A 20,483-nucleotide genomic window follows, 5' to 3' on the forward strand; every position below is an offset into this window, starting at 1 on the left:
GGTCAGCCCAGCAGACGGGTGTCGGCCGTGGCCCGCATCTCGCGGGAGCGGCGCAGGTCGGTCGTCACGCAGACCCGCTTCAGCCAGCGGTCGGTGCCGTCGTAGCGGGCCCGGAACGGCAACCGGCCGTGCACGGCCCGGTGGTTGTCGATGAAGAGCACGTCGCCCCGGTCCGCGACGACCTCGCGCATCCCGGCGTCCACCACCTTGAACAGCGCGTCGTAGGCGCGCCGCGCGTCGGTGTCCTCCTCGGGCACGGAGGTGAAGTACGGGTCGAGCCGCATGTACGGGTCCAGGCGCGAGCCGTAGAGCAGCGGGGCGAGCGGCCGCTCGTCGATCATCCGCTGGATGGTGGCGAACCGGGCCGCCTCCTCCGAGGAGGCGATCGTGTTGTTCTTCGGCAGGTGCGACTCGTCGGGCGCGATGTGGAAACGGGGCTCGAAGAGGATGTCGATGTCCTCGACGGACAGGGAGGACAGGTCGAGTTCGCCGACCGTCGTGGGCACGTGGTCGGGGTTGCGCAGCGCTCCGAGGATCAGGTAGTCGCTGCGGTAGGGGTGGAAGGCGTCCTCGGTGTGCCAGGTCAGCAGTTCCTTGCTGCCCATTCCGAGCTGGTCGTTCTCGTGCTGACGGATCGGGAAGATGTCGTGCACGAGGTGGCCGTCCTGCTGGGTGGCCCATCCGAAGGGCTCGCCGAGCAGCGCCGAGTACAGCATCAGCAGCAGTTCCTCGGGGAACTCGGGCCCGGGCCGGCCCCGGCCCCGCCAGTGGTCGGGGGTGGGGCCGATCCGCCGCTGGTCGAAGTCGTGGCCGCGGATCACGGTGTGGCCCCGGCGGTCGGCCAGCTTGAACTCGCGCAGGAAGTGCTGCACGCCTTCGGGGAGCCGGGCCGCGAGCCGCGGCAGGTCGCGCAGCAGCACGGGATCGCCGAAGGACGGGTAGTGGGCGGCCAGTTCGAGACCGAGTTCCGCGATGGCGGAGGCCTCGTCGGCCGTGAGGGTGTAGCCGGGCGTGGACTGGTCGGTGAGGTTCGACATGCCAACTCTCGCTGAGTGGTCGGGATGGGTTGCTGCCCGCGGGGCGGCCGGAGCCGGTTCCGCGGGCCCTCGGGTGGTACGGGCCCTCGGGTGACGGGCCCCTCCGGTGGTGGGGACGGGCAACTGGTGCGGGTGGCCGGTGGGTACGGATTGCGGATGGGTACGGGTTGCGCGTGAGTACGCGTTGCGCGTGAGGAGGGGTTGCCGGGGGCGCGGACGACGGCGACCCGGCGCTGCGGCCACGCGCCGCTGCGGTGACGCGGTCGTCAGGCCCCGGCCGTCGCGCGGTCGGCGAGGGCTCCGGCCAGCCGGCGTGGGGTCGGGTGGGTGAAGAGGGCGCTCGCCCGCAGTCCGGCGGCGCCGGGATGGGACTCCCTCAGCCGCGTGAGCAGGCGCATGGCGAGCAGGGACTGCCCACCGTGGTCGAAGAAGTCGTCGTCGGGGCCGAATCCGGGGGCGTCCAGGACCTCGCGGAAGAGCGCCAGCACGGAGTCAGTCGGCTCCCCCCGACCGGAATCCGCGGCGCCCCGCGCGGGCGCGACCCGCAGGCCCGGTCCGGCCACCGATCCGGTTCCCTCTCCGTCTCCGTCTCCGGCTCCGTCTCCGGCTCCGGACCCGGACCCGGACGGGCCCGTCGCCGCGGGGGCGTCGCCGCGGGTGGTCGTGGCCGCCCACGCGGCCAGCCGCCGCTTGTCGACCTTGCCGTGCGCGTTCTTCGGCAGGACGGACACCCGGTGGAGCACCCGTGGCACGGCCCAGTCCGGCAGTTGCGCCTCCAGCGGGGTCACCAGCGCCTCCCGACCGGCGCCCGTGAGGCGTACGGCCTCGCCGGGCGGTGGCGCCGTCGCCGGATCGGTCGGCACGGTGAACGCCCACAGGACGGTGCCGGTCTGCGGATCGGGGAGGACCACCGCCTGGCCGACGTCGGGCAGCTCGCACAGGGCGCGCTCCACCCGGGCCGGCTCCAGCCGGTACCCGCGGATCTTGACCTGGTCGTCGACCCGACCGAGGAAGACCAACTGTCCGTCGGCGTCGATCCGGCCCAGGTCGCCGGTCACGTACAGGCGCGCGCCGGGCTCGGCGGCGTACGGGTCGGGTACGAAGCGTCGCGCGGTGGCGGCCTCGTCGTCCAGGAAGCCGCGGGCCAGCAACGGGCCACCGATGTGGATCTCCCCGCTCTCGCCGTCCGGCACCGGGCGGCCCTCCCGCCGGATGCTGATGTCCACGTCCCGCAGGGGGGTGCCGAGCGGCACCTCCTCGGCGTCGGCGGACAGCCGCCCGGTGTAGAAGGTGGAACTGACGGTGCATTCGGTGAGCCCGTACACGTGGGCGAGGGCGGCGGGTTGCCGCGCCTGCCAGGCGCGGTAGGGGCGGGGGTCCATCCGTTCGCCGCCCACCACCACCGTGCGCAGCGTGATCGGCGTGGTGGCGCCGCGGGCGTCGAGCCAACGGGCGTACTCCAGCCAGTACTGGGTGGACAGTTCCACCACGGTGGTCCGGGTCCGGGCGAGGGTGAGGTGCAGTTCCTCGGCGTCCAGGGCGTGGGTGTCGTCGCGGCACACGACGGCCGCGCCGGCGGCGAAGGCGGGGAACACCTCCTCGATCAGCACGTCGAAGCCCAGCGAGGCCACCTGGAGCCACCGGTCGCCCGACGTCAGCTCCAACCGCCGCGCGACGGCGTGCGCGAACCGGCGCAGCGCGTCCCGCTCGATGACGGTGCCCTTGGGCCGGCCGGTGGAGCCGGAGGTGAACAGGACGTACGCCACGTCGGACCCGGCGGCCCGTCGCGCCCCGTCCGTGGCGCCGGAACCGGCCGCGTCGAGCGCCGCTTCGTCCGGTGCGTACGCCCCTTCCGGCGCGTGCCGGCCGTCGCCGAGCCACACCTTCGCCGCGGTGCGGGCGACGAGCTCCGCGCGGGCGGTGGGCGGCAGCCGGTCGTCCAGGACGGTGAACCCCGCTCCGGCCTTCAGCGCCGCCAGCATGCCGAGCACGGTGCGCGCGGGGTCGCCGAAGGCCAGCCCCACCAGCTCCCCCGGGGCGGCGCCGCGCCCCGCGAGGGAGGCGGCCCAGGCGTCGGTGAGCCGGTCCGCGTCCCGGTAGGTCAGGACCCGCCGGGGGGTCACGAGGGCGGGCCCGTCGGCGTGGTCGCGCACCGCGAGGTCCCACAGGTCGAGCGGATCGGAGCCGGTCGCAGCGGTCACCGTCCGGCCCCCCGGGTCCGCAGGAAGTCCGACAGGCCGGCGAGGCCGGCGCGGAAGTCCGCCTCGGGGCCGCCGAAGCCGAGCCGGACGCCGTGCGGCATCCCGAACGCGGTGCCCGGCACCAGCAGGGTGCGGTGGCGGGCGAGCAGCTCCAGGCAGAACCGCTCCACCGCTTCCGGTCCGGCCTGTGCGCGCTCGAGTTCGCGAAAGACGGGCAGCGCGCAGACGCCGCCCTCGGGCGGGGTCCAGTGGACCTGGTCCGCGTGCTCGGCCATCCATCGCGTCAGGTGCGCGAGGTTGCGCCGGGCCTCGGCCGCCCGTACGCCGATCAGCTCGTCGGCGTGGCGCATGGCCCGCTCGGCGACCAGCTCGACCAGCGGGGAGAGGAACAGGGTGGTCCGGTCGCGCAGCGGGAAGGTGGCGGTGATCAGTTCCTTCGGCGCAACGGCCCAGCCGACCCGCAGTCCGGGCAGGCCGAACGTCTTGGAGAAGGTGCCGTAGGACACCGTGTCGCCGCCCTCGGCGCCGGGGTCGGGGAGGACCTCCCAGCGGTGGGCGATCTCGGCGGTGGCGGCGTCCCACACGAGCACCGCGCCGGTCTCCGCGGTCCGTTCCGTCAGCGCCTTGAGGCCCTGGACGGAGAGGGTGACGCCGGTGGGGTTGTGCGGGAAGTTGACGATCACGGCCGCGGTGCCGGGGGTGATCACGTCCGTCAGCACGTCGGGGTCGATCGCGCCGTCGCGGACCGCCCGCGCCGGCAGTTCGACCAGGTCGCAACCGGCCGCCCGCGGGTAGTGGCCCAGGGAGTGGTAGATGCCCTCCTGGACGACGACCCGGTCGCCGGGGTGCAGCAGTGTGCCCAGTGTCAGTGCGATGGCCTCGCTGGACCCGTGGGTGACGAGCACCCGGTCGGCGTCGCCGCCCGCGTACCGGTCGGCGACGGCCCGGCGGACGCCGGCGCCGCCCTGGGAGACGCTGTCGTCCATGACGATCCCGTCGAGGTCGTCGACCGGGATCCGGCACAGGTCGCGTATCTCCGCGAAGGTGTACGGGTGGACGCCGCTGGAACTGATGTCGTGGATGTCCGGGCCGAGGTGGCGGCGGTACCACTCCTCCAGCACCGGCGGGTCTTCACGCCGTGGACGCAGACTGCTCATGACTGTGCAACTTTCCCTTCTCTACCCCTGACGGGCTTCCCGCCACCAGCGCTGCCCGGAGAGCGGGAGCGTGTCGATGGGGTCGTAGTAGTGGTAGGAGCCGCTGTGGGCGTCCGGGTCGGCCGCCTCCAACGGGGTGAGGTAGCTCTTGCTCCAGTGCGAGACCCCGAGGTCACGGTCGTAGGAGTCGACCTGGTCCACCCACCGTTTGCCGGCCAGCGGTACGTCGCACACCAGGCGGGGGGTGGAGAACCCCGGCAGGTAGCCCATGATCTGACGCTGAATCAATTGGGCCCGGTGCAGGGGAACCCGCCAGTGCTCGGCGTTCGGGATCATGTCGCACATGTAGAAGTAGTACGGAGTGATGCCGGCGTGGTCGACGAGCGCGAAGCAGAGGTCGAGCAGGTCGTGCGCGCTGTCGTTGATCCCGCGCATCAACACGCCCTGGTTGCGGACGTCGTGCAGGCCGGCGCCCAACAGGGCCCAGGACGCCCGCGCCACCGAGGGCGTCACCTGCTGCGCGGCGTTGGCGTGGGTGTGCAGCGCGACGCGCACCCCGCGGGCGCGGGCCTTTCGGGACAGGCGCTCGATCCCTTCCAGCACCGGAGCGGAGTTCCAGTACTGGGGCAGTCCGATCAGCCCCTTGCTGGCGAGCCGGATGTCGCGGATCGAGTCGATGTCCAACAGGCTGTCCACGAAGCGTTCGAGCCGGGGCCAGGGCAGGTTGGCGAGGTCTCCCCCGGACACCACCACGTCCCGGATGCCGGGAGAGGCGCGCAGGTGCCCCAGGATCCGCTCGGCCCGGTCGACCGGCTTGAGTTGGAGTTTGTTCTTGGTGACCTGGGGGGTGGAGGTGCCCACCAGGTCCATGCGGGTGCAGTGCCCGCAGTACTGGGGGCAGGTCGACAACAGTTCCGCCAGCACCTTGGTGGGGTAGCGGTGGGTGAGCCCCTCCACGACCCACATGTCCTGCTCGTGCAACGAGTCCCGGTCGGCCATCGGGTGCGAGGGCCATTGGGGATGCCGGTCGGAGAACACCGGCAGCATGTAGCGCCGTACGGGGTCGTCGTAGAAGGCCTTGGTCAACTCGCCCGGACGGGCCGCCGCGGTGTCGGGTGCGATGGTGTTGAGCATCTGGGGCGGTAGCAGCACCGACATGGTGGCCCGGTGCAGCCGGTCCTGTTCCCAGTCCTCGTAGAACCGCTCGTCGAGCAGGTCGCCGACGACCGCGCGCAGTCCCTTCGCATCCTTGACGCAGTGGGCCCGCTGCCACTGCGGGTCCGCCCATTCGGCCTCGGTGACCGCCCGCCAGCCGGGCAGACGCCGCCAGTCCGGCTCCACGAGCGGACTGTTCCGGTACTCGTAGACCCCTTCGAGTCGCGCCGGCTCCGTCTGGCCGTGTGCTGTGTCCACCAGCCCGCCACCCATTCCCGTCGGTTTCGGCCGTATCGGCTTACGGGAACCGATCTTGCAGAGCCCCGGCGTTGTACACGAGGGCGTGTTGTACGGGGTGCTCGGGCCCTGTGCCCCTGTACAACACGGCGCCGAAGGCGGATGGTTGTACGACCAACGAACGGCGTCGAGCCTTTGCGGCACAACGCGTCCCGACGAGAAGCGGAACGTTCGGGGAACGCGCCGGCGCGGGCTGTTCGCCGAAGCGGGTCCGCCCGGTCCGATCAGGACGAACCCGCCCGTCGAGTGGCCGGATCCATCGGCTGCCGATTGATGGAAATGTCAGTGGCATGTACCAATGTCCGAGAGGTCCGGTGCGGTGTCTTTCGGTTGCCTCCGGGCCCCCGAATCGGTCCTCGTCACGGATCCGTGCGCCACTGACCAGGTTGTACGGCACCACAGAACGTGCGCTTCGCTCGACACCACTTCACCACCAGGGGAGAAGCATGCCCAGGCCAGAGCGGTTGTTAGACCCCACAGCCGGACCGCTGGAGGAGTTCGCCCACACGCTGCGCGGTCTGCGCAAGCAGGCCGGCAATCCGTCCTACCGGACCATGGCGAAACGCGCCCACTACTCCGTGGCCACCCTCTCGGAGGCGGCCCGCGGACTGCACAAGCCCTCGCTGAAGGTGACGCTCGCCTACGTGGCCGCCTGCGGGGGCGATCCGGAGCCGTGGACCCGCCGCTGGTACCGACTCAGCAGCGAACTGGAGGCGCGCGACAACCCCGCCCGGGGCCAGCCGCGCGTCCCCGGCCGGCCCGCGACCTCCCCACCGGCCGCAGGCCGCCGCCCCGGGCCCGGCGAATCCCCCACCTCGGCGCGGCGGGCCGAGCCCCGCGCCGCCGCCCGGGCCGTCGCACCGCCCGTCGCCGCGGCGCGCCGGCCGGCCGGGGACGCGTTGAGCGCCGGCGAGCGGGCGGAACTGCGGCGGCTGCGCAGCGAGGTCGAGCAACTCCGGCACGCCAACGCGGTGCTGAAGGCGGCATCGGCGATCTTCGCCGCGGATCTCCGCACAAACTCACAGGTCGTGTACAACCCGGACGGCCGCCAAGATCCGTAGGCGAGACCGGACGCCGAGCGCCCTGCGGGCCCGAGGCGGAACCGGCGGATCCCGACCGACCTTTGGGGACTGACATGCGTGTGCTCGGAGTCAACGGCTGGCCCGGCGCCAGCCACGACGGTGCGGCCTGCCTCGTCGTGGACGGCGAAGTCATCGCCCTGGCCGAGGAGGAACGCTTCACCCGTCACAAGCACGCCTACGGGGAGGCCCCTCTCAACGCCGCCGCCCACTGCCTCGCCGAGGGCGGTCTCACCCTGGACGACATCGACGTCGTCGCCCACGGGTGGGACCTGCCCACCCTCTTCGCGGACCGCGGCCTGGACTGGTTCGACAACGACGCCGACTGCCTGGAACACCTGCTGCCCAAGGCCCTGTTCCCGCGCTCCCGCGACCCGCGGTTGACCTTCGTCGGCCACCACGTCGCCCACGCCGCCAGCGCCTACCTCCTCTCCGGGCGCGATCGCGGCGCGATCCTCGTCCTCGACGGACAGGGCGAGAACGAGAGCACCACCCTGGCCGTCGGCATCGACGGCGAGATCAAGACGCTGCGCGCCCATTCCCCCGGCTGGTCGCTCGGCTACTTCTACGCCGCCGTCTGCGAGTACGCCGGACTCGGGGCGGACGCCGCGGGCAAGATGATGGGCCTGGCCTCCTACGGCACCCCCGGCGACCTCACCTTCGGTGGCGCCTTCGCCTTCGCCGACGATGACTTCACCATCGGCGTCGTCCCGCCCGACCTGCGCTCCACGGGCACCACGGACGAGGAGACGGCCACCATCCGGTACTGGCTGGAGCACTTGGAGAAGACCCTCCCCGACGCGCCCAACCGCGCCGTGCGCCGCTTCGACGCCCGCGCCGGCCGGTACGCCAAGGTCACCGACCGGGACCCCTTCGAGTACCGCGACGTCGCCGCCACCGCGCAGGCCGCTCTGGAGCGGGCCGTCATGGGCCTGGTACGCGGGCTGCTGCGGGAGACCGGTGAGACCACGCTGCTGATCGCCGGCGGCGTCGGCTTCAACGCCACCCTCAACGGCAAGATCATGCGGATGCCCGAGGTGCGGGACCTCTTCGTCCAGCCCCTCGCCGGCGACCAGGGCGTCTCGCTCGGCGCCGCCGTCTGGGTCGCCGCCCAGGAGGGCGACCGCATCCGGCCCATGACGGGGACGGTCGCCTGGGGCCCGCAATGGTCCCCCGACGAGATCCGGCACGTCCTGGACGCCTCGGGCACCGCGTACACCGAGCCCGCCGACATCGCCGCAGCCACCGCCGACGTACTGGCCGCGGGCGGGGTCTCCGGCTGGTTCCAGGGCCGGGCCGAGGCCGGCCCCCGGGCACTGGGCCACCGCAGCATGGTCGCCGTGCCCGATCCCGAGGCCACGCGCGACCGGGTCAACGTGCGCATCAAGGACCGCGAGGCGTGGCGCCCGTTCGCCCCGAGCATGCAGGAGGAGGTCGCCGAGGCCCTCATCGGCACCGCCACCCCGCTGCCGTACATGATCGTCACCACCCCGGTGACCGAGGCCGGGGCCGCGGCCATGCCCGCCGTCGTGCACAGCGACCGCACCACGCGCCCGCAGACCGTCTCCGCCGCGGTCGACCCGCTCTACCACCGCCTCATGGGCGAGGTCGGCCGGCACACCGGCACCGCCGTCATCATGAACACCTCCTTCAACGGGCGTGACGAACCGGTCGTGTGCAGCCCCCGCGACGCCCTCGCCACCTTCCACCGGTTGCCGCTGGACGCCCTCGCCCTCGGGCCGTTCCTGGTGCGCCGCCCCTCCGGTCCGCTCGGGGAGGCCGGCGCGTGAGCGCCCCGGTCCGTCCGCGCACCGCCGAACCGGCCCCGGCGGCAGGGCGGTCGGCTCCGCCCGGCCCGTCCGCCGAGGAGGTCCGCGTCAAGCTGGTGGACTGGCTCGCCGAGGCGGTCCTGACCCCCGACGCCGACCCCGACGCACCGCTGCGCGACCTCGGCGTGGATTCGCTCGACCTGATCCGCACCGCCCGCCGCGTCGAGTCGGCCTTCGGCGTACGGGTGCAGCTGCGCGAGCTGTTCACCCCCGGGCTGACCACGGCCGGCCTCGCCGGGATCGTCGCCGAACGGGCCGCCCTGCGCGGCGCGACCGAGGCGGTGCCACCCGGCACCGCGCACGACCCGGTCGTCCTCACCCCCTCCCAGGAACAGGCCTGGGAGGAGCAGACGGGCGAGCGCAGCCAGTGGAACCAGGCCCTCCTGTTCACCACCCGGCCGGACGTCGACCCCGAACGGTTCGCCGAGGCCGTGCGCCGACTGGTCGCCGGCCACGCGTCGCTGCGCCTCGCCGTCGAGGAGCGCCCGGCCCGCCGGCCCCGCCAGCAGGCGTCGGCGCTGGACACCGACGGCCCCGCGGCCACCGCCCTCGGCCCGGTGCTCGACACCGTCGACGTCCGCGCCCTCTCCGACGCGGACCTGACGGCCGCCGTCACCCTGCGGTGCGCGGCCGAGCAGCTCTCCCTGGACCCGCACGCCGGACGCGTGGCCCGCTTCGTGCGCTTCGACGCCGGCCCGTCGCGGCCGGGCCGGCTGCTGATCGTCGTCCACCAGCTGGCGATCGACATGGTCTCGTGGTCGGTGCTGCTCGCCGATCTGGAGGAGGTGTACACGGCGCTGGAGGAGGGCCGGTCCGACGTGTGGCCGACCGAGGGCACCTCCTACCCGGAGTGGGCGCGGGCCCTCGCGGCCCACGCCCGCACCCCCGAGGCGCAGGAGCAGGCGCAGTGGTGGACGGATGTGGCCCGCACTCCCGCCGCCCTGCCCCCGGACCGCCCCGTGGCGGACGCCCGGGCCGTGAACACCGCCGCGTCCGCCGCCACCCACCGCGAGGAGTTCCCCGCCGAGCTCACCGCCCGGCTCCACGCGGTGGCCCGCGCCCACCGCGCCCACCCGGGCGACCTCGTCCTGCACGCCCTGGGCGAGGTACTGGCCGAACGGCTCGGCGAGCCCGCGGTCCGCGTGGACGTACTGCGCCACGGCCGCGAGGAGACCATCGGCGACACCCAACTGGCGCGCACCACCGGGTGGTTCACCACCACGGTCCCCGTACGTCTGGACCTGGCCCCCGGCGCCCCCGCCGAGCGCCTCGCCCGGACCGTGGGCCACCTGGCGGCCCTGCCCGGCGGCGGCGTGGGCCACGGAGCGCTCGCCCGGCACGGCCGGCCCCGGATCGCCGCGGCGCTGCGCGCCGCTCCACCCGGCAACGTCTCCTTCGACTTCGAGGGCGACGACGCCGACGCGCTGCCCCTGGGCACCCTCCTGCCCGACATCGCCCCGGAACCGGTCGGCGACATCACGGCCCCGCACTGGACCCGCCCGCACCCGGTCGAGGTCATCGCCACCACCGACGACGGAGCGCTGCGCGTCGAGTGGTGGTACTCCACCGCCCTGTACGGGGAAACGACCGTGCGGGCGCTCGCCACCCGCCACCGGGAGGCCCTCACCGCTCTCCTCCACGCCCTGACCGGTTCGGACGCCGCCTGGGCCGTCCCTTTCGGATCGTCCTGACCGGCAAGATCCGAGAGAGACGACCCAGGGCGTGCGCGCAGCCGCCAACAACCCCACGGACGGACCGGAAGACGCCTGCCATGAGCCTGCCCAGCGTGCTGGACCCCTTCTTCGCCATCGCCCACGCGGACCCGGACCGACCCGCGGTGGTCGACAACGGTGTGACCGTCGGATACGGCCAACTCGCGCGCTGGGCAGGGGCGGTGGCCGACCTGGTGGCCACCCGCGCCGCGGCCGGGGCGCCGCCGGTGGCCATCCACACGCACCACAGCGTCCGCGACATCGCGGCGGTCCTCGGCACGCTCGCCGCCGGCCGGGGATACGTCCCGGTCGGTGACGGGCCGGCCGGCCATGCCGACCGGGCCCTGAAGGCCCTCGGTTGCCGGGAGATCATCACCACCGCCGGGACCGATCGGATACCGGCCGTCGACCGCGTGCTCCGGCCCAACTGGGCCCGCTCGCAAGGCCCGCCGCGCCCGGCCGGCGAGCCCGTACGGCCGCAGGACCCCGCGTACGTGCTGTTCACCTCGGGCTCCACCGGCGCCCCCAAGGCGGCCGTGGTCCCGCACGGCGCGCTGCACGCGGTCCTGCCGCACCTGAGCCGGCAGTACGGCGTCGGGCCCGGCACCGTCGCACTCAACTTCCACCGGGTGGACGGCGACACGAGCCTGGAGGAGATCCTGCCGACCCTGCTGGCCGGTGGTCTCGTCGTCCTCGACGAGGACAGCGAGGCGGACCTCGACCGGGTCCTGACCGATCACGAGGTCACCCTCGTCAACCTGCCCGTCGACTACTGGCACCTCCACACCCGCCACCTGCTGGACACCGGCCGCTCCCTGCCCGAGTCCGTCGAGACCGTCGTGATCGGCGGCGAGGCCGTCCGGCCCGACATGCTGGAGCGCTGGCGACTGCTCGGCGCCGACCACGTCGTCCTGCTCAACACCTACGGGTCCACGGAGACCGCGCTGGTCACCCACAGCGCGGTCCTCGCCGGACCGGGCGCGCCCGCGGACTTCCCCGACGGGCTACCGATCGGCCGCCCGTTGCCCTCCGTACGGCAGCGCGTCGAGCCCGGGCCGGACGCACCGGACGGGCCGGGCGAACTCCTCGTCGCCGGACCCCAGTTGGCCACGGGTTACGTCGACGACCCGGAACGCACCGCCGCCCGGTTCGTCGAGTCGGGTCCCGACGGCGCGGCCGAGCGGTGGTACCGCACCGGGGACCTCGTCACCGAGGGCGCCGACGGCTCTCTCGTCTTCCACGGCCGCGTCGACCACCAGGTCAAGATCCGCGGCCACCGGGTGGACCTGCTGGACGTCGAGGGGGCCGTGGGCGCCCTGCCGGGCGTGACGGCCGTCGCCGCCGCGGCGCACGACAAGGGCGAACACACGGTCCTGGTCGCCTTCGTGGTGCTGGCGACGGAGCCGCAGGACGTACGGGCGCCGGCCGCGGGCGGGGCGCCCCCGGACGCCGCGGCCACCGCGGCGGCCCTGCGCGAGCGGCTGCGGGCCACCGTCCCCGGCCCCTTCGTCCCCGACCGGATCTTCGCGGTGCCCGAACTGCTGCACACCCGCACCGGCAAGGTCGACCGCGCGGGCACCCGGGACCGGTACCTGTGAGCAACCGACTCTTCGACGCCTCGGTCGACCCCGCCGACGTTCCCGAGGCGGATGCCCGCGGCCCCTGGGCCTACCTGTGGTGGCTGGCCCGGATCCGCCCCTGGCCGCTCGTCCTCGCCGCCGTGCTCGGCGCCCTCTGGATGGTCCCCCTCGCCCTGATCCCGCTGGTCATCGGGCGGGCCATCGACGAGGCGGGCCGGGCCGACGGGCAGGCCGGGCTGTACCTGTGGTCGCTGGTCACCCTCGGCCTCGGCTTCCTCCAGGCCGCCGCGGGCGCGGGCCTCATCCAGGCCGCCGTCGGCGCCGAGGCGCACGCCCTGTCCCTCACGCACCGGGTGCTGATGCGGCAGGTCGTACGCCTCGGCGCGGCCCTGCGCGGCAAGGCCCGCTCGGGGGACGTGGCCGCCTCCGCGACCGCCGACGTGGAGAGCATCGGCAACGCCTTCGAGGTCGTCGGCCGCACCATCGGGGCGGTCGTCGCCGCCGTCCTGGTGGCGGTGGCCCTCACGGTCACCTCACCCGTCCTGGGACTCGCCGTGCTCATCGGGGTCCCCGCCGCCGTCCTCGGCATCGGCCCCCTGTTGCGACCGCTCCAGGAGCGCGACGAGGCGCAGCGCGAACAGATGGGCATCGCCACCTCCCAGGCCGGCGACATCGTGGCCGGCCTGCGCATCCTGCGCGGCATCGGCGGCGAGGCCGGTTTCGCCGAGGGGTTCCGGCGCACCAGTCAGCAGGTGCGGCGGGCCGGTGAGTCGGCGGGCCGGATGGAGGCCTGGCTCCAGGCGGCCGGCGTGCTCCTTCCCGGGCTGGTCACCGTCGGCATCGTCTGGCTCGGGGCCCGCCTCGCGTTGGAGGGGACCATCACCGCCGGAGAACTCGTCGCGTTCTACGGCGCTTCCGCCTTCCTCACCCTTCCCGTCAGTACGGCCACCGAGGCCGCCGAGACCCTCAGCCTCGCCAAGGTCGCGGCCGGTCGCGTCTGCGCCCTGCTGCGGCTGACCCCCGAGGCCGTCCGTCCCGCCCGGCCCGCACCGTTGCCGGCCGGCGCCCTCGCGGTGGTCGACGCGGACACCGGCATCACCGCCGCCGCCGGTCACCTCACCGTGGTCACCGCGCCCGCCGACCGCACCGGCGAGCTGGCCGACCGGCTGAGCCGCCCCGGCGTCGGCGGCGCGGGCTCCGCGCAGGCCGTCCGGCTGGGCGGCGTACCCCTGGAGCGGGTCGATCCCGATGAGCTGGCCGCCCGGCTGCTGCGTTCGGGCCCCGCCGACGTCCTGTTCAGCGGCACGGTTCGGGAGGAGCTGACGGCCGGGTCCGCCCGGTCCCGGGAGGCCTTGGCCCGGGCGCTGTTCGCGGCCGATGCCGCCGATGTCGTCGACTCGTTGCCCGGGGGCCTGGACGCCTGGTTGGACGAGGGGGGCCGCACCCTGTCCGGCGGGCAGCGCCAGCGGTTGGTCCTCGCCCGCGCCCTGCTCGCGGCCACCGATCTGCTGATCCTGGAGGATCCCACCGCCTCCGTGGACGCCCACACCGAGGCCCGGATCGTCGACCGGGTCGCCGCCCTGCGCGCCGGCCGGACCACGGTGGTCCTCAGCGACAGCCCGCTGTGGCGGGGCGCCGCCGACCACGTGGTCCGCCTCGACGCCCAGCCCGCCCCCGGCGGCCCCGACCGCTCCTCAGGAGTGCCCTCATGACCACCACCCCCGTCCGGGCACCCGCTCCGGGTTCCGACACCGACGAGGAGCCCCTCGCCGCACCCGGTGGCGCCGACCGGCTACCGCTCGCCGACCGCGCCGAGGTCCGCGCCTGGATCCGCGTGTTCCTCCGGGGCGAGGCCCGCCGACTGGCCGTGACCTTCGGGTTGTTCGCCGCCGCCCTGGTGGCCGGCCTGGTCGGCCCCCGCCTGCTCGGCCACCTCGTCGAGTCCGTCAAGAACGGCACCACCACCGGCCGGGTCGACGTACTGGCCCTCGCCTTCGTCGCCGTCCTCGTCGGACACGCGCTGCTCGCCCGCGCCGCCCGCACCCGGGCCACCCTGCTCGGCGAACGCGTCCTCGCCCGCACCCGCGAGAACTTCGTCGGCCGGATCCTCGGGCTGCCGCTGTCCGAGGTGGAGGCGGTCGGTACGGGCGACCTGCTGAGCCGCGCCACCACCGACGCCGACCGGCTGAACGAGAGCATCCGGCAGGCGGTGCCGCGCATCGTGCTGGCCGCCGTCACCCTGGTCTTCACCTTCGCGGCCATCCTGCTCACCTCGCCACTGCTCGCCCTCGGCCTGCTGGCCGGCGTACCGTTCGCCGCGCTGTCGACGTGGTGGTACCGGCCGCGCGCGACCCGCGCGTACGAACGCCTCCTCGCGCAGGAGGCCGACGTCCTGGCCGTCACCCACGAGAGCGCGCGCGGCGCCGCCACCGTCGAGGCCCTCGGGCTCGGCGCGCGCCAGGTCCGGCGCCACGGCAAGGCCGTGGACCGGGTGGTGCGCACCCGGCAACGCACCACCTGGCTGCAGACCATCTGGTTCCCGAGCCTGGACCTGGCCACGATGGTCCCGATGGCGCTCACCCTCCTCATCGGCGGGCTCGCCTACCAGCGGGGCGAGGTGGGGCTGGCGGAGCTGACCGCCGTCGTGCTCTGGGTCCAGGCCCTGGGCGAGCCCCTGAACGACCTGCTGACCTGGACCGACGAACTCCAGATCGGCAACGCCGCGCTCCGCCGCATCCTCGGCGTCGAGCGCCTGCCCCGCGAGCTGCCGCAGCCGCCGGCGGCCACCGATGGTCACGCCATCAGCCTGGAAGGGGTCGACTTCGGCTACGGACCGGGCCGTCAGGTCCTCACCGGCATCGACCTGGAAGTCGCCGCCGGTGAACGCCTGGTGGTCGTGGGGGCCTCCGGTGCGGGCAAGTCCACCCTCGGCAAGGTGCTCGCGGGCGTGCACCACGCCACCCGCGGGACGGTACGGATCGGTTGCGCCGACGTCACCACCCTGCCGGTGGAGCAGCTTCGGCGGGAGATCGTGCTGGTCACCCAGGAGCAGCACGTGTTCACCGGGACGGTACGGGACAATCTGCTGCTGGCCCACGAGGGCGCCGCGGACCCCGGGGCCCCCGGGCGCGGCGCGGCGGACGCGCGGCTGTGGTGGGCGCTGGAGACCGTGCTCCTCGCGGACTGGGTCCGCTCCCTGCCGGAGGACCTGGACAGCGACATCGGGCCGGGCGCGGCCCTGGTGTCCCCGTCACACGCCCAACAACTGGCCCTGGCACGGCTGCTGTTGTCGGACCCGTACGCGTTGGTCCTCGACGAGGCCACCGCGCTCCTGGACTCCTCGGCCTCGCGCCGGGTCGAGCGCTCGCTCGCCGCGCTGATCGAGGGGCGTACCGTCATCTCGATCGTGCATCGCCTGGAGTCGGTGCGCGACGCCGACCGCATCGCGGTCATGGACGGCGGCCGCATCGTCGAGCTGGGCAGCCACGACGAACTCCTTTCGGCCGACGGCGCCTACGCCGCGCTGTGGCGCTCCTGGGACTCGGCACGCCGCACCTGAGGTCGGCCGGCAGGGGCGCGGTCAGCTCGCGGCAGCGGCGGCCCACTGTTCCAGCAGCTCGTCGGTGGTGACCACGGACGCGACGAGGACGAGCGAGTTGCGGATCACCTCGGCGGTGCAGGAGGCGGGTACGCCCGCGATGGCGTCCGCCGGTACGACCACCCGGTAGCCGAGGTTCACGGCGTCGAAGACGGTGTTGGGGATCGCGATGTTGGAGGAGACCCCGGTCACGACCAGGGTGCGGACGCCGAGGTTGCGCAGCAGCGCGTCCAGGTCGGTGCCGGACATCGGGGAGAGCCCGTGCAGCCGGCGCACCACCAGGTCCTGTTCGGCCACCACGATCGGGGTCGCGATCTCCACCGCCCGACTCCCGGACAGTTGGCGTACGGGGAGTTTCCCGGCGGCGCGGAACAGCCGCGCGTTGGCGTTGGCCCCGCGCCCGTCCGGCCGCCGTTCGGCGACCGCGTGCACCACCTGTACGCCGGCCGGGCGTGCGGCGTCGACCAGCGCGGCCACCCGGGCCAGCATCCCGGAGTCCCGTGCCTCCTTGGCCAGTTCGGGCAGGGCGCTCTCCTCGCCGACGACGCCGTTCTGACATTCGACGGTGAGCAGCGCGGTGGTGGCGGGATCGAGATCCGGCATGGCTCCCCCTGGTGCGGCGACGGATGAGCCCCCATGATTCCTGACACGTAGTCAGATGTGAAGGGACGTGGGCGGATGGACGGCACCCAACGGCGGGGACGCCGGATCATGATGACGGACGGGGAGGTCGACGCCTTCCTGCGCGAGCAGCGGACCTGCCGGGTGGCCACGGTCTCCCCCGACGGGCGCCCGCACGTGGGCGCGCTGTGGTTCGTCTGGGACGGCACGTCGCTGTGGCTGTACTCGATCACGCGCAGTCGGCGCTGGTCCGACCTGCGGGCGGATCCGCGGATCTCGGTGGTCGTCGACTCCGGGGAGTCCTACGACGAGCTGCGCGGGGTGGAGCTGTCCGGCAGCGTCACCTTCGTCGGCGAGGCGCCCCGCACCGGGGAACCCTGTCCGGAGCTGACCGAGGCGGAGCGGCTCTTCCCGGTGAAGAATTTCGGGATCGAGGAGATGCCGCACGACGGCCGGCACGCGTGGATCCGGCTCACCCCGGAGTCGGTGGTGTCCTGGGACTTCCGCAAGATCTGACGGCGCCCGGGGCCGCCGGGCCACTACCCGACGCCGGCCGCCGCCTCGTGCAGCGCCTCGACCGCGGCCCTGATCGAGGGCCTGCGGCCGGCGTCGGCCCGCCAGACGGCGTACACGTGGCGGCGTACGGTGTCGCAGACGGGGAGCAGCCTGACGCCGGGCGGGACGGGGCCGCGGCCCAGCCGGGGGGTCACGCACACGCCCAATCCGGCTTCCACGAAGGCCAACTGGGTGTGGTGTTCCTCGGCGATGTGCGGGATGCGCGGTTCGACGCCGGTGCCCCGCAGCGTGAAGACCAGCCACTCGTGGCAGAACTGCCCCTCGTTCCAGGAGATCCAGTCGTCGTCGGCGAACTCGGCCAGCGAGATGTCGGCCCGGTCGGCGAGCGGGTGTCCGGCGGGGACCGCGATGTCGACGCCGTCGTCCATGAGATGGGTGCGGGTCAGCTCGCCGGGCACCGGCATGCGCTTGTTGTGCCAGTCGATGGCCAGGGCCATGTCGAGGTCCCCGCGCACGACGGCGGCCATGCTGTCCTCGGGCTCCCGCTCCCGCACGAGGACCCGCAGTTCTGGATGGCCCTCGCGCAGGGAGGTCAAGGTGCGGGGCAGCAGTCCGCGCATGGCCGTGGGGAAGGCCCCGATCCGCAACTCCCCGACGGCGCAGCCACGTTGGGCTTCGACATCGGCCTGGGCGAGCTCGACCTGGGAGATGATCCGGGCCGCGTGGCCCGCGAGCAGCCGCCCGGCGTCCGTGAGCCGGACCCCGCGCCCGTTCTTGGTCAGCAGGGGCTGACCGACCTCCCGCTCCAACTTGGCCATCTGCTGGGAGACGGCGGAGGTGGTGACATGGAGGCCGCCGGCGGCCCCGCTGACGGAACCGTGGCGAGCGAGGGCGTCGAGGGTGCGCAGGCGCTCCAGGTTCAACATGTAAGCGATGCTACGCCGTCACTCGCAAGAAGTCTCGCTTGTCCTACGAGGTCGCGCGCAGGAGAGTAAGCCGCATGAGCGCACCCGCCCCCTCCCGCCCCGCCCCTTCGCCCTCCCCCGCCGCAGCGCCGGCCGCGCCCCCTCCCGGCCGGCCCCGCACCGCCGGATCCCGGCTGGACTGGCGGCTGCGCTTCGCGCTCCTCTCCGTGATCTGGGGCTTCAGCTTCCTCCTGATCAAGGTGGGCACGCAGGCCTACGCCCCCTTCCAAGTCGCCCTGGGTCGGGTCTTCTTCGGGGCGCTGGCCCTGCTCGCGGTGCTGCTGGTGCGCCGCGAGCCGCTGCCCCGCACCGCGCGCACCTGGGCCCACCTGACGGTGGCGGCGCTGCTGCTGAACTCCGTCCCGTTCTCGCTCTTCGCCTACGCGGAGCTCAGCATCCCGTCGAGCCTGGCCGGGATCTGCAACGCCACTTCCCCGCTGTGGGGCATGGCCCTGTCCCTGGTCGCCCTCTCCGAGGACCGTCCGACGCGACGCCGGTTCGCCGGGCTGGGCCTGGGCTTCCTCGGCGTCCTGACCGTGCTCGGCGCCTGGCAGGGCTTCGCCGGGGTCGACGCCAAGGGCACCGCGCTCGCCCTGCTGGCCGCCCTCTGCTACCCGATCGGCTGGATCTACGTACGCCGGACGCTGGCCGGCGCCCCCGGTTCCCCGGTGGCACTCACCGGTGCCCAGCTGCTGATCTCGACCGTCCAACTGACCGCCGTCAGCGCGGCGTTCACCTCGGCGCCCGTCTCGTTCCCGCTGTGGCCGACCCTCTCGGTGATCGCCCTGGGCGCCCTGGGCACGGGCATGGCCCTGCAGATGCAGTACCAGCTGGTGACGGAGGTCGGCCCGACCACCGCCCAGATGGTCACCTACTTCATCCCGGTGATCGCGACCACGGCGGGCGTCCTGGTCCTCGGGGAGCAACTCCACTGGAACACCCCGGTCGGCGCGGCCGTCGTCCTGGCCGGAGCCGCACTCACCCAGGCCCGCCCGAGGACCCGCGACCCGAAGGCCCCCCGCCCGGAGCGGGCCCGTCGGGCGGCCCTACCCTGGCGGCGATGATCACCGTACGTCTCTCCGGGGGGACACCTTGAGCCCAGCCCTCGCCCTGTTCGTCCTCGGCTCCGCCGCACTCGTCTGCGGAACCTGGGTGGCCACGAACCTGCGCGGCTCCGCCGACGCCCTGGAGCGGCGCGCGGCGGCCGCCGGCGAGCTGACGGCGCACGCGCGCGGGGACCTCGGCCCGCCCCGGCAGATCATGTCCGCCGGGGTCTACCGGTTCCTGGGCGGGGTCATCGGCTCCGCCGGCTTCGTCCTCCTCCTGGTGTCCCTGGTCGAATACGCGAGCTGAGGGGTCGGCGCCGCGCGGGGCCGACCCCGCGCGTCAGTCCCGGCGTCCGCCGAGTACGGGACGCACCGCCGACGCCACCGCGTCGGCCAGTACGGGAACTTCGGCCGGTGCGAGCCCGGAGACGGTGATCCGCACCGCCGGCCCCGAGTTCACCCGGAACCGGGCTCCCGCCGTCACCGCCCAGCCCGCCGTCAGCAGCCGCGTCACCACGGCCGTCTCGTCGGACACCGGCACCCAGACGTTCATCCCGCTGCGCCCGTGCGCCCGTACCCCCCGCTCGGCGAGTGCGGCGACCAGCGCGTCACGCCGGGCAGCGTACGAGCGGGCCACCACCGCCGGGTCGACGGCGCCGGTGGTCCACAGTTCCACCACGGCGTACTGGAGCAGCCGGCTCACCCACCCCGGGCCCAGCCCCTGCCGGCCCCGGACCCGGTCCATCGTCACCGCGTCTCCGGTCAGTACGGCCAACCGCAGGTCCGGGCCGTACGCCTTGGCCGTCGAGCGGATCAGCGCCCAGTGCCGGGTGGCACCGCTGAGCGCGCACAGCGGCAGGTCCACGATCCCGTGACCGTGGTCGTCGTCGATGACCAGCACGTCGGGCCGACCCGCCAGCAGCTCCCGCAGGACGGCGGCCCGCCCCGGGCCGACGACCGCGCCCGTCGGGTTCTGCGCGCGGGCCGTCACCACCAGGGCGCGGGCCCCTTCCGCCAGCGCCCGGGCCACCGCGTCCGGCAGCGGGCCGTCGTCGTCGACGGCGACGGGGAGCACCCGCAGCCCCAGCGCGGGGGCGAGGTCGAGCACGCTCCCCCACCCCGGGTCCTCCACGGCGACCGCGTCGCCGGGCCGCAGGTGGGCGGCCAGCACCCGCTCGATGCCGTCCAGCGCACCCGAGGTCACGGCCATGGCCCCGACCGGAATGCCGTCCGCCGCGAACCCGGCCCGGGCGAGGTCGGCGAGTTCGGGGACCACGGGGTCCTGCCCGTACAGGGTCGGGGCCCGCGCGTACCGACGGGCGGCCGCCGCGAGCGGCCCGTCCAGCGCGGGCAGCAGGGACACGTCCGGGTTGCCCTGGGCCGCGTCCCGCACCCCCTCGGGCACGGCCGTCCGCAGCGAGCTCCGGGGAGCGGTCGCCGGCCGACGGCGCACCCGGCTGCCGCGCCGACCGTCCGTTTCGATGACTCCGCGCTCGCGCAGGGTCCGGTACGCGGCGGCCACGGTGTTGGGGTTCACCCCCAACTCGCCGGCCAACTCCCGCATCGCCGGCAACAGCGCTCCCGGCTCCAGGGCGCCCGATCCGACGCCCTCTTCGACACTGGCCGCGATGTCCGATGCGCGACGCCCACTGATCCGATACTCTCCTAGCACAAACATCATTATGCACTA

The 20,483-nt window shown here is 74.1% G+C and carries 16 protein-coding genes; 9 read left to right on the forward strand and 7 right to left on the reverse strand.

The features are described 5' to 3' along the window. Positions 1-2 precede the first annotated feature (2 nt). From vioC to ACFY0I_RS29010, 4 genes are all read right to left on the reverse strand, one after another. Positions 3-1,037 carry an arginine beta-hydroxylase, Fe(II)/alpha-ketoglutarate-dependent gene (gene vioC, locus ACFY0I_RS28995; protein ID WP_388901351.1) on the reverse strand — a complete coding sequence of 345 codons (1,035 nt, stop codon included), beginning with the start codon at positions 1,035-1,037 and terminating at the stop codon, positions 3-5. Between the two features lie 266 nt (positions 1,038-1,303). Next, positions 1,304-3,238, reverse strand: a complete 1,935-nt coding sequence (locus tag ACFY0I_RS29000) for a non-ribosomal peptide synthetase (RefSeq protein ID WP_388901352.1) — start codon at positions 3,236-3,238, stop codon at positions 1,304-1,306. Further along, positions 3,235-4,395 carry a capreomycidine synthase gene (gene vioD / locus ACFY0I_RS29005; RefSeq protein ID WP_388901353.1) on the reverse strand — a complete coding sequence of 387 codons (1,161 nt, stop codon included), beginning with the start codon at positions 4,393-4,395 and terminating at the stop codon, positions 3,235-3,237. Before vioD ends, ACFY0I_RS29000 begins: the two co-directional genes overlap by 4 nt. A 21-nt stretch (positions 4,396-4,416) precedes the next feature. Beyond that, a complete protein-coding gene (locus tag ACFY0I_RS29010) occupies positions 4,417-5,808 on the reverse strand; it encodes a KamA family radical SAM protein (RefSeq protein WP_388901354.1) in 1,392 nt (463 codons plus the stop codon). Between the two features lie 485 nt (positions 5,809-6,293). Here ACFY0I_RS29010 and ACFY0I_RS29015 point away from each other — a divergent pair, with 485 nt between their 5' ends. From ACFY0I_RS29015 to ACFY0I_RS29040, 6 genes are all read left to right on the forward strand, one after another. Next, positions 6,294-6,908, forward strand: coding sequence for a helix-turn-helix domain-containing protein (locus ACFY0I_RS29015; RefSeq protein ID WP_388901355.1), 615 nt, complete (start codon positions 6,294-6,296; stop codon positions 6,906-6,908). Between the two features lie 74 nt (positions 6,909-6,982). Continuing rightward, positions 6,983-8,716 (forward strand): carbamoyltransferase, encoded by a 1,734-nt coding sequence (locus ACFY0I_RS29020; RefSeq protein ID WP_388901356.1) that lies wholly within the window; start codon positions 6,983-6,985, stop codon positions 8,714-8,716. Further along, entirely contained in the window at positions 8,713-10,446 is a 1,734-nt protein-coding gene (locus ACFY0I_RS29025) for a condensation domain-containing protein (RefSeq protein WP_388901358.1), read from the forward strand. Before ACFY0I_RS29020 ends, ACFY0I_RS29025 begins: the two co-directional genes overlap by 4 nt. Positions 10,447-10,526: 80 nt before the next feature. After that, the gene (locus ACFY0I_RS29030; protein ID WP_388901360.1) at positions 10,527-12,065 is read left to right on the forward strand and encodes an AMP-binding protein; all 1,539 of its coding nucleotides are present in this window, start codon (positions 10,527-10,529) and stop codon (positions 12,063-12,065) included. After that, complete coding sequence (locus ACFY0I_RS29035) at positions 12,062-13,759, forward strand: ABC transporter transmembrane domain-containing protein (protein WP_388901361.1); 1,698 nt, start codon at positions 12,062-12,064, stop codon at positions 13,757-13,759. Before ACFY0I_RS29030 ends, ACFY0I_RS29035 begins: the two co-directional genes overlap by 4 nt. Next, a complete protein-coding gene (locus ACFY0I_RS29040) occupies positions 13,756-15,606 on the forward strand; it encodes an ABC transporter ATP-binding protein (protein WP_388901363.1) in 1,851 nt (616 codons plus the stop codon). Before ACFY0I_RS29035 ends, ACFY0I_RS29040 begins: the two co-directional genes overlap by 4 nt. A gap of 21 nt (positions 15,607-15,627) precedes the next feature. On the opposite strand, the gene ACFY0I_RS29045 is transcribed toward ACFY0I_RS29040, so the two are convergent. Beyond that, positions 15,628-16,248: a cysteine hydrolase gene (locus ACFY0I_RS29045; protein WP_388901365.1), complete on the reverse strand. Its 621-nt coding sequence runs from the start codon at positions 16,246-16,248 to the stop codon at positions 15,628-15,630. A 75-nt stretch (positions 16,249-16,323) separates the two neighbouring features. Between ACFY0I_RS29045 and ACFY0I_RS29050 the strand changes: the two genes are divergently transcribed. After that, entirely contained in the window at positions 16,324-16,782 is a 459-nt protein-coding gene (locus tag ACFY0I_RS29050) for a pyridoxamine 5'-phosphate oxidase family protein (protein ID WP_388901366.1), read from the forward strand. Positions 16,783-16,805: 23 nt separating this feature from the next. Here the strand turns inward: ACFY0I_RS29050 and ACFY0I_RS29055 are convergent, their stop codons facing one another. Next, on the reverse strand, positions 16,806-17,708 hold the full coding sequence (locus tag ACFY0I_RS29055) for a LysR substrate-binding domain-containing protein (RefSeq protein WP_388901367.1): 903 nt from the start codon (positions 17,706-17,708) through the stop codon (positions 16,806-16,808). Between the two features lie 74 nt (positions 17,709-17,782). Between ACFY0I_RS29055 and ACFY0I_RS29060 the strand changes: the two genes are divergently transcribed. Both ACFY0I_RS29060 and ACFY0I_RS29065 read left to right on the forward strand, forming a co-directional pair. Continuing rightward, the gene (locus ACFY0I_RS29060; protein WP_388901369.1) at positions 17,783-18,811 is read left to right on the forward strand and encodes a DMT family transporter; all 1,029 of its coding nucleotides are present in this window, start codon (positions 17,783-17,785) and stop codon (positions 18,809-18,811) included. 28 nt (positions 18,812-18,839) lie between these two features. Continuing rightward, positions 18,840-19,100: a hypothetical protein gene (locus ACFY0I_RS29065; RefSeq protein WP_388901371.1), complete on the forward strand. Its 261-nt coding sequence runs from the start codon at positions 18,840-18,842 to the stop codon at positions 19,098-19,100. A 33-nt stretch (positions 19,101-19,133) separates the two neighbouring features. On the opposite strand, the gene ACFY0I_RS29070 is transcribed toward ACFY0I_RS29065, so the two are convergent. Then, positions 19,134-20,474: an aminotransferase class I/II-fold pyridoxal phosphate-dependent enzyme gene (locus ACFY0I_RS29070; protein ID WP_388901373.1), complete on the reverse strand. Its 1,341-nt coding sequence runs from the start codon at positions 20,472-20,474 to the stop codon at positions 19,134-19,136. Between the last annotated feature and the right edge of the window lie 9 nt (positions 20,475-20,483).

It is taken from the genome of Streptomyces sp. NPDC001568, from assembly GCF_042893755.1.
In the GTDB taxonomy this organism is placed as follows: Bacteria; Actinomycetota; Actinomycetes; order Streptomycetales; family Streptomycetaceae; genus Streptomyces.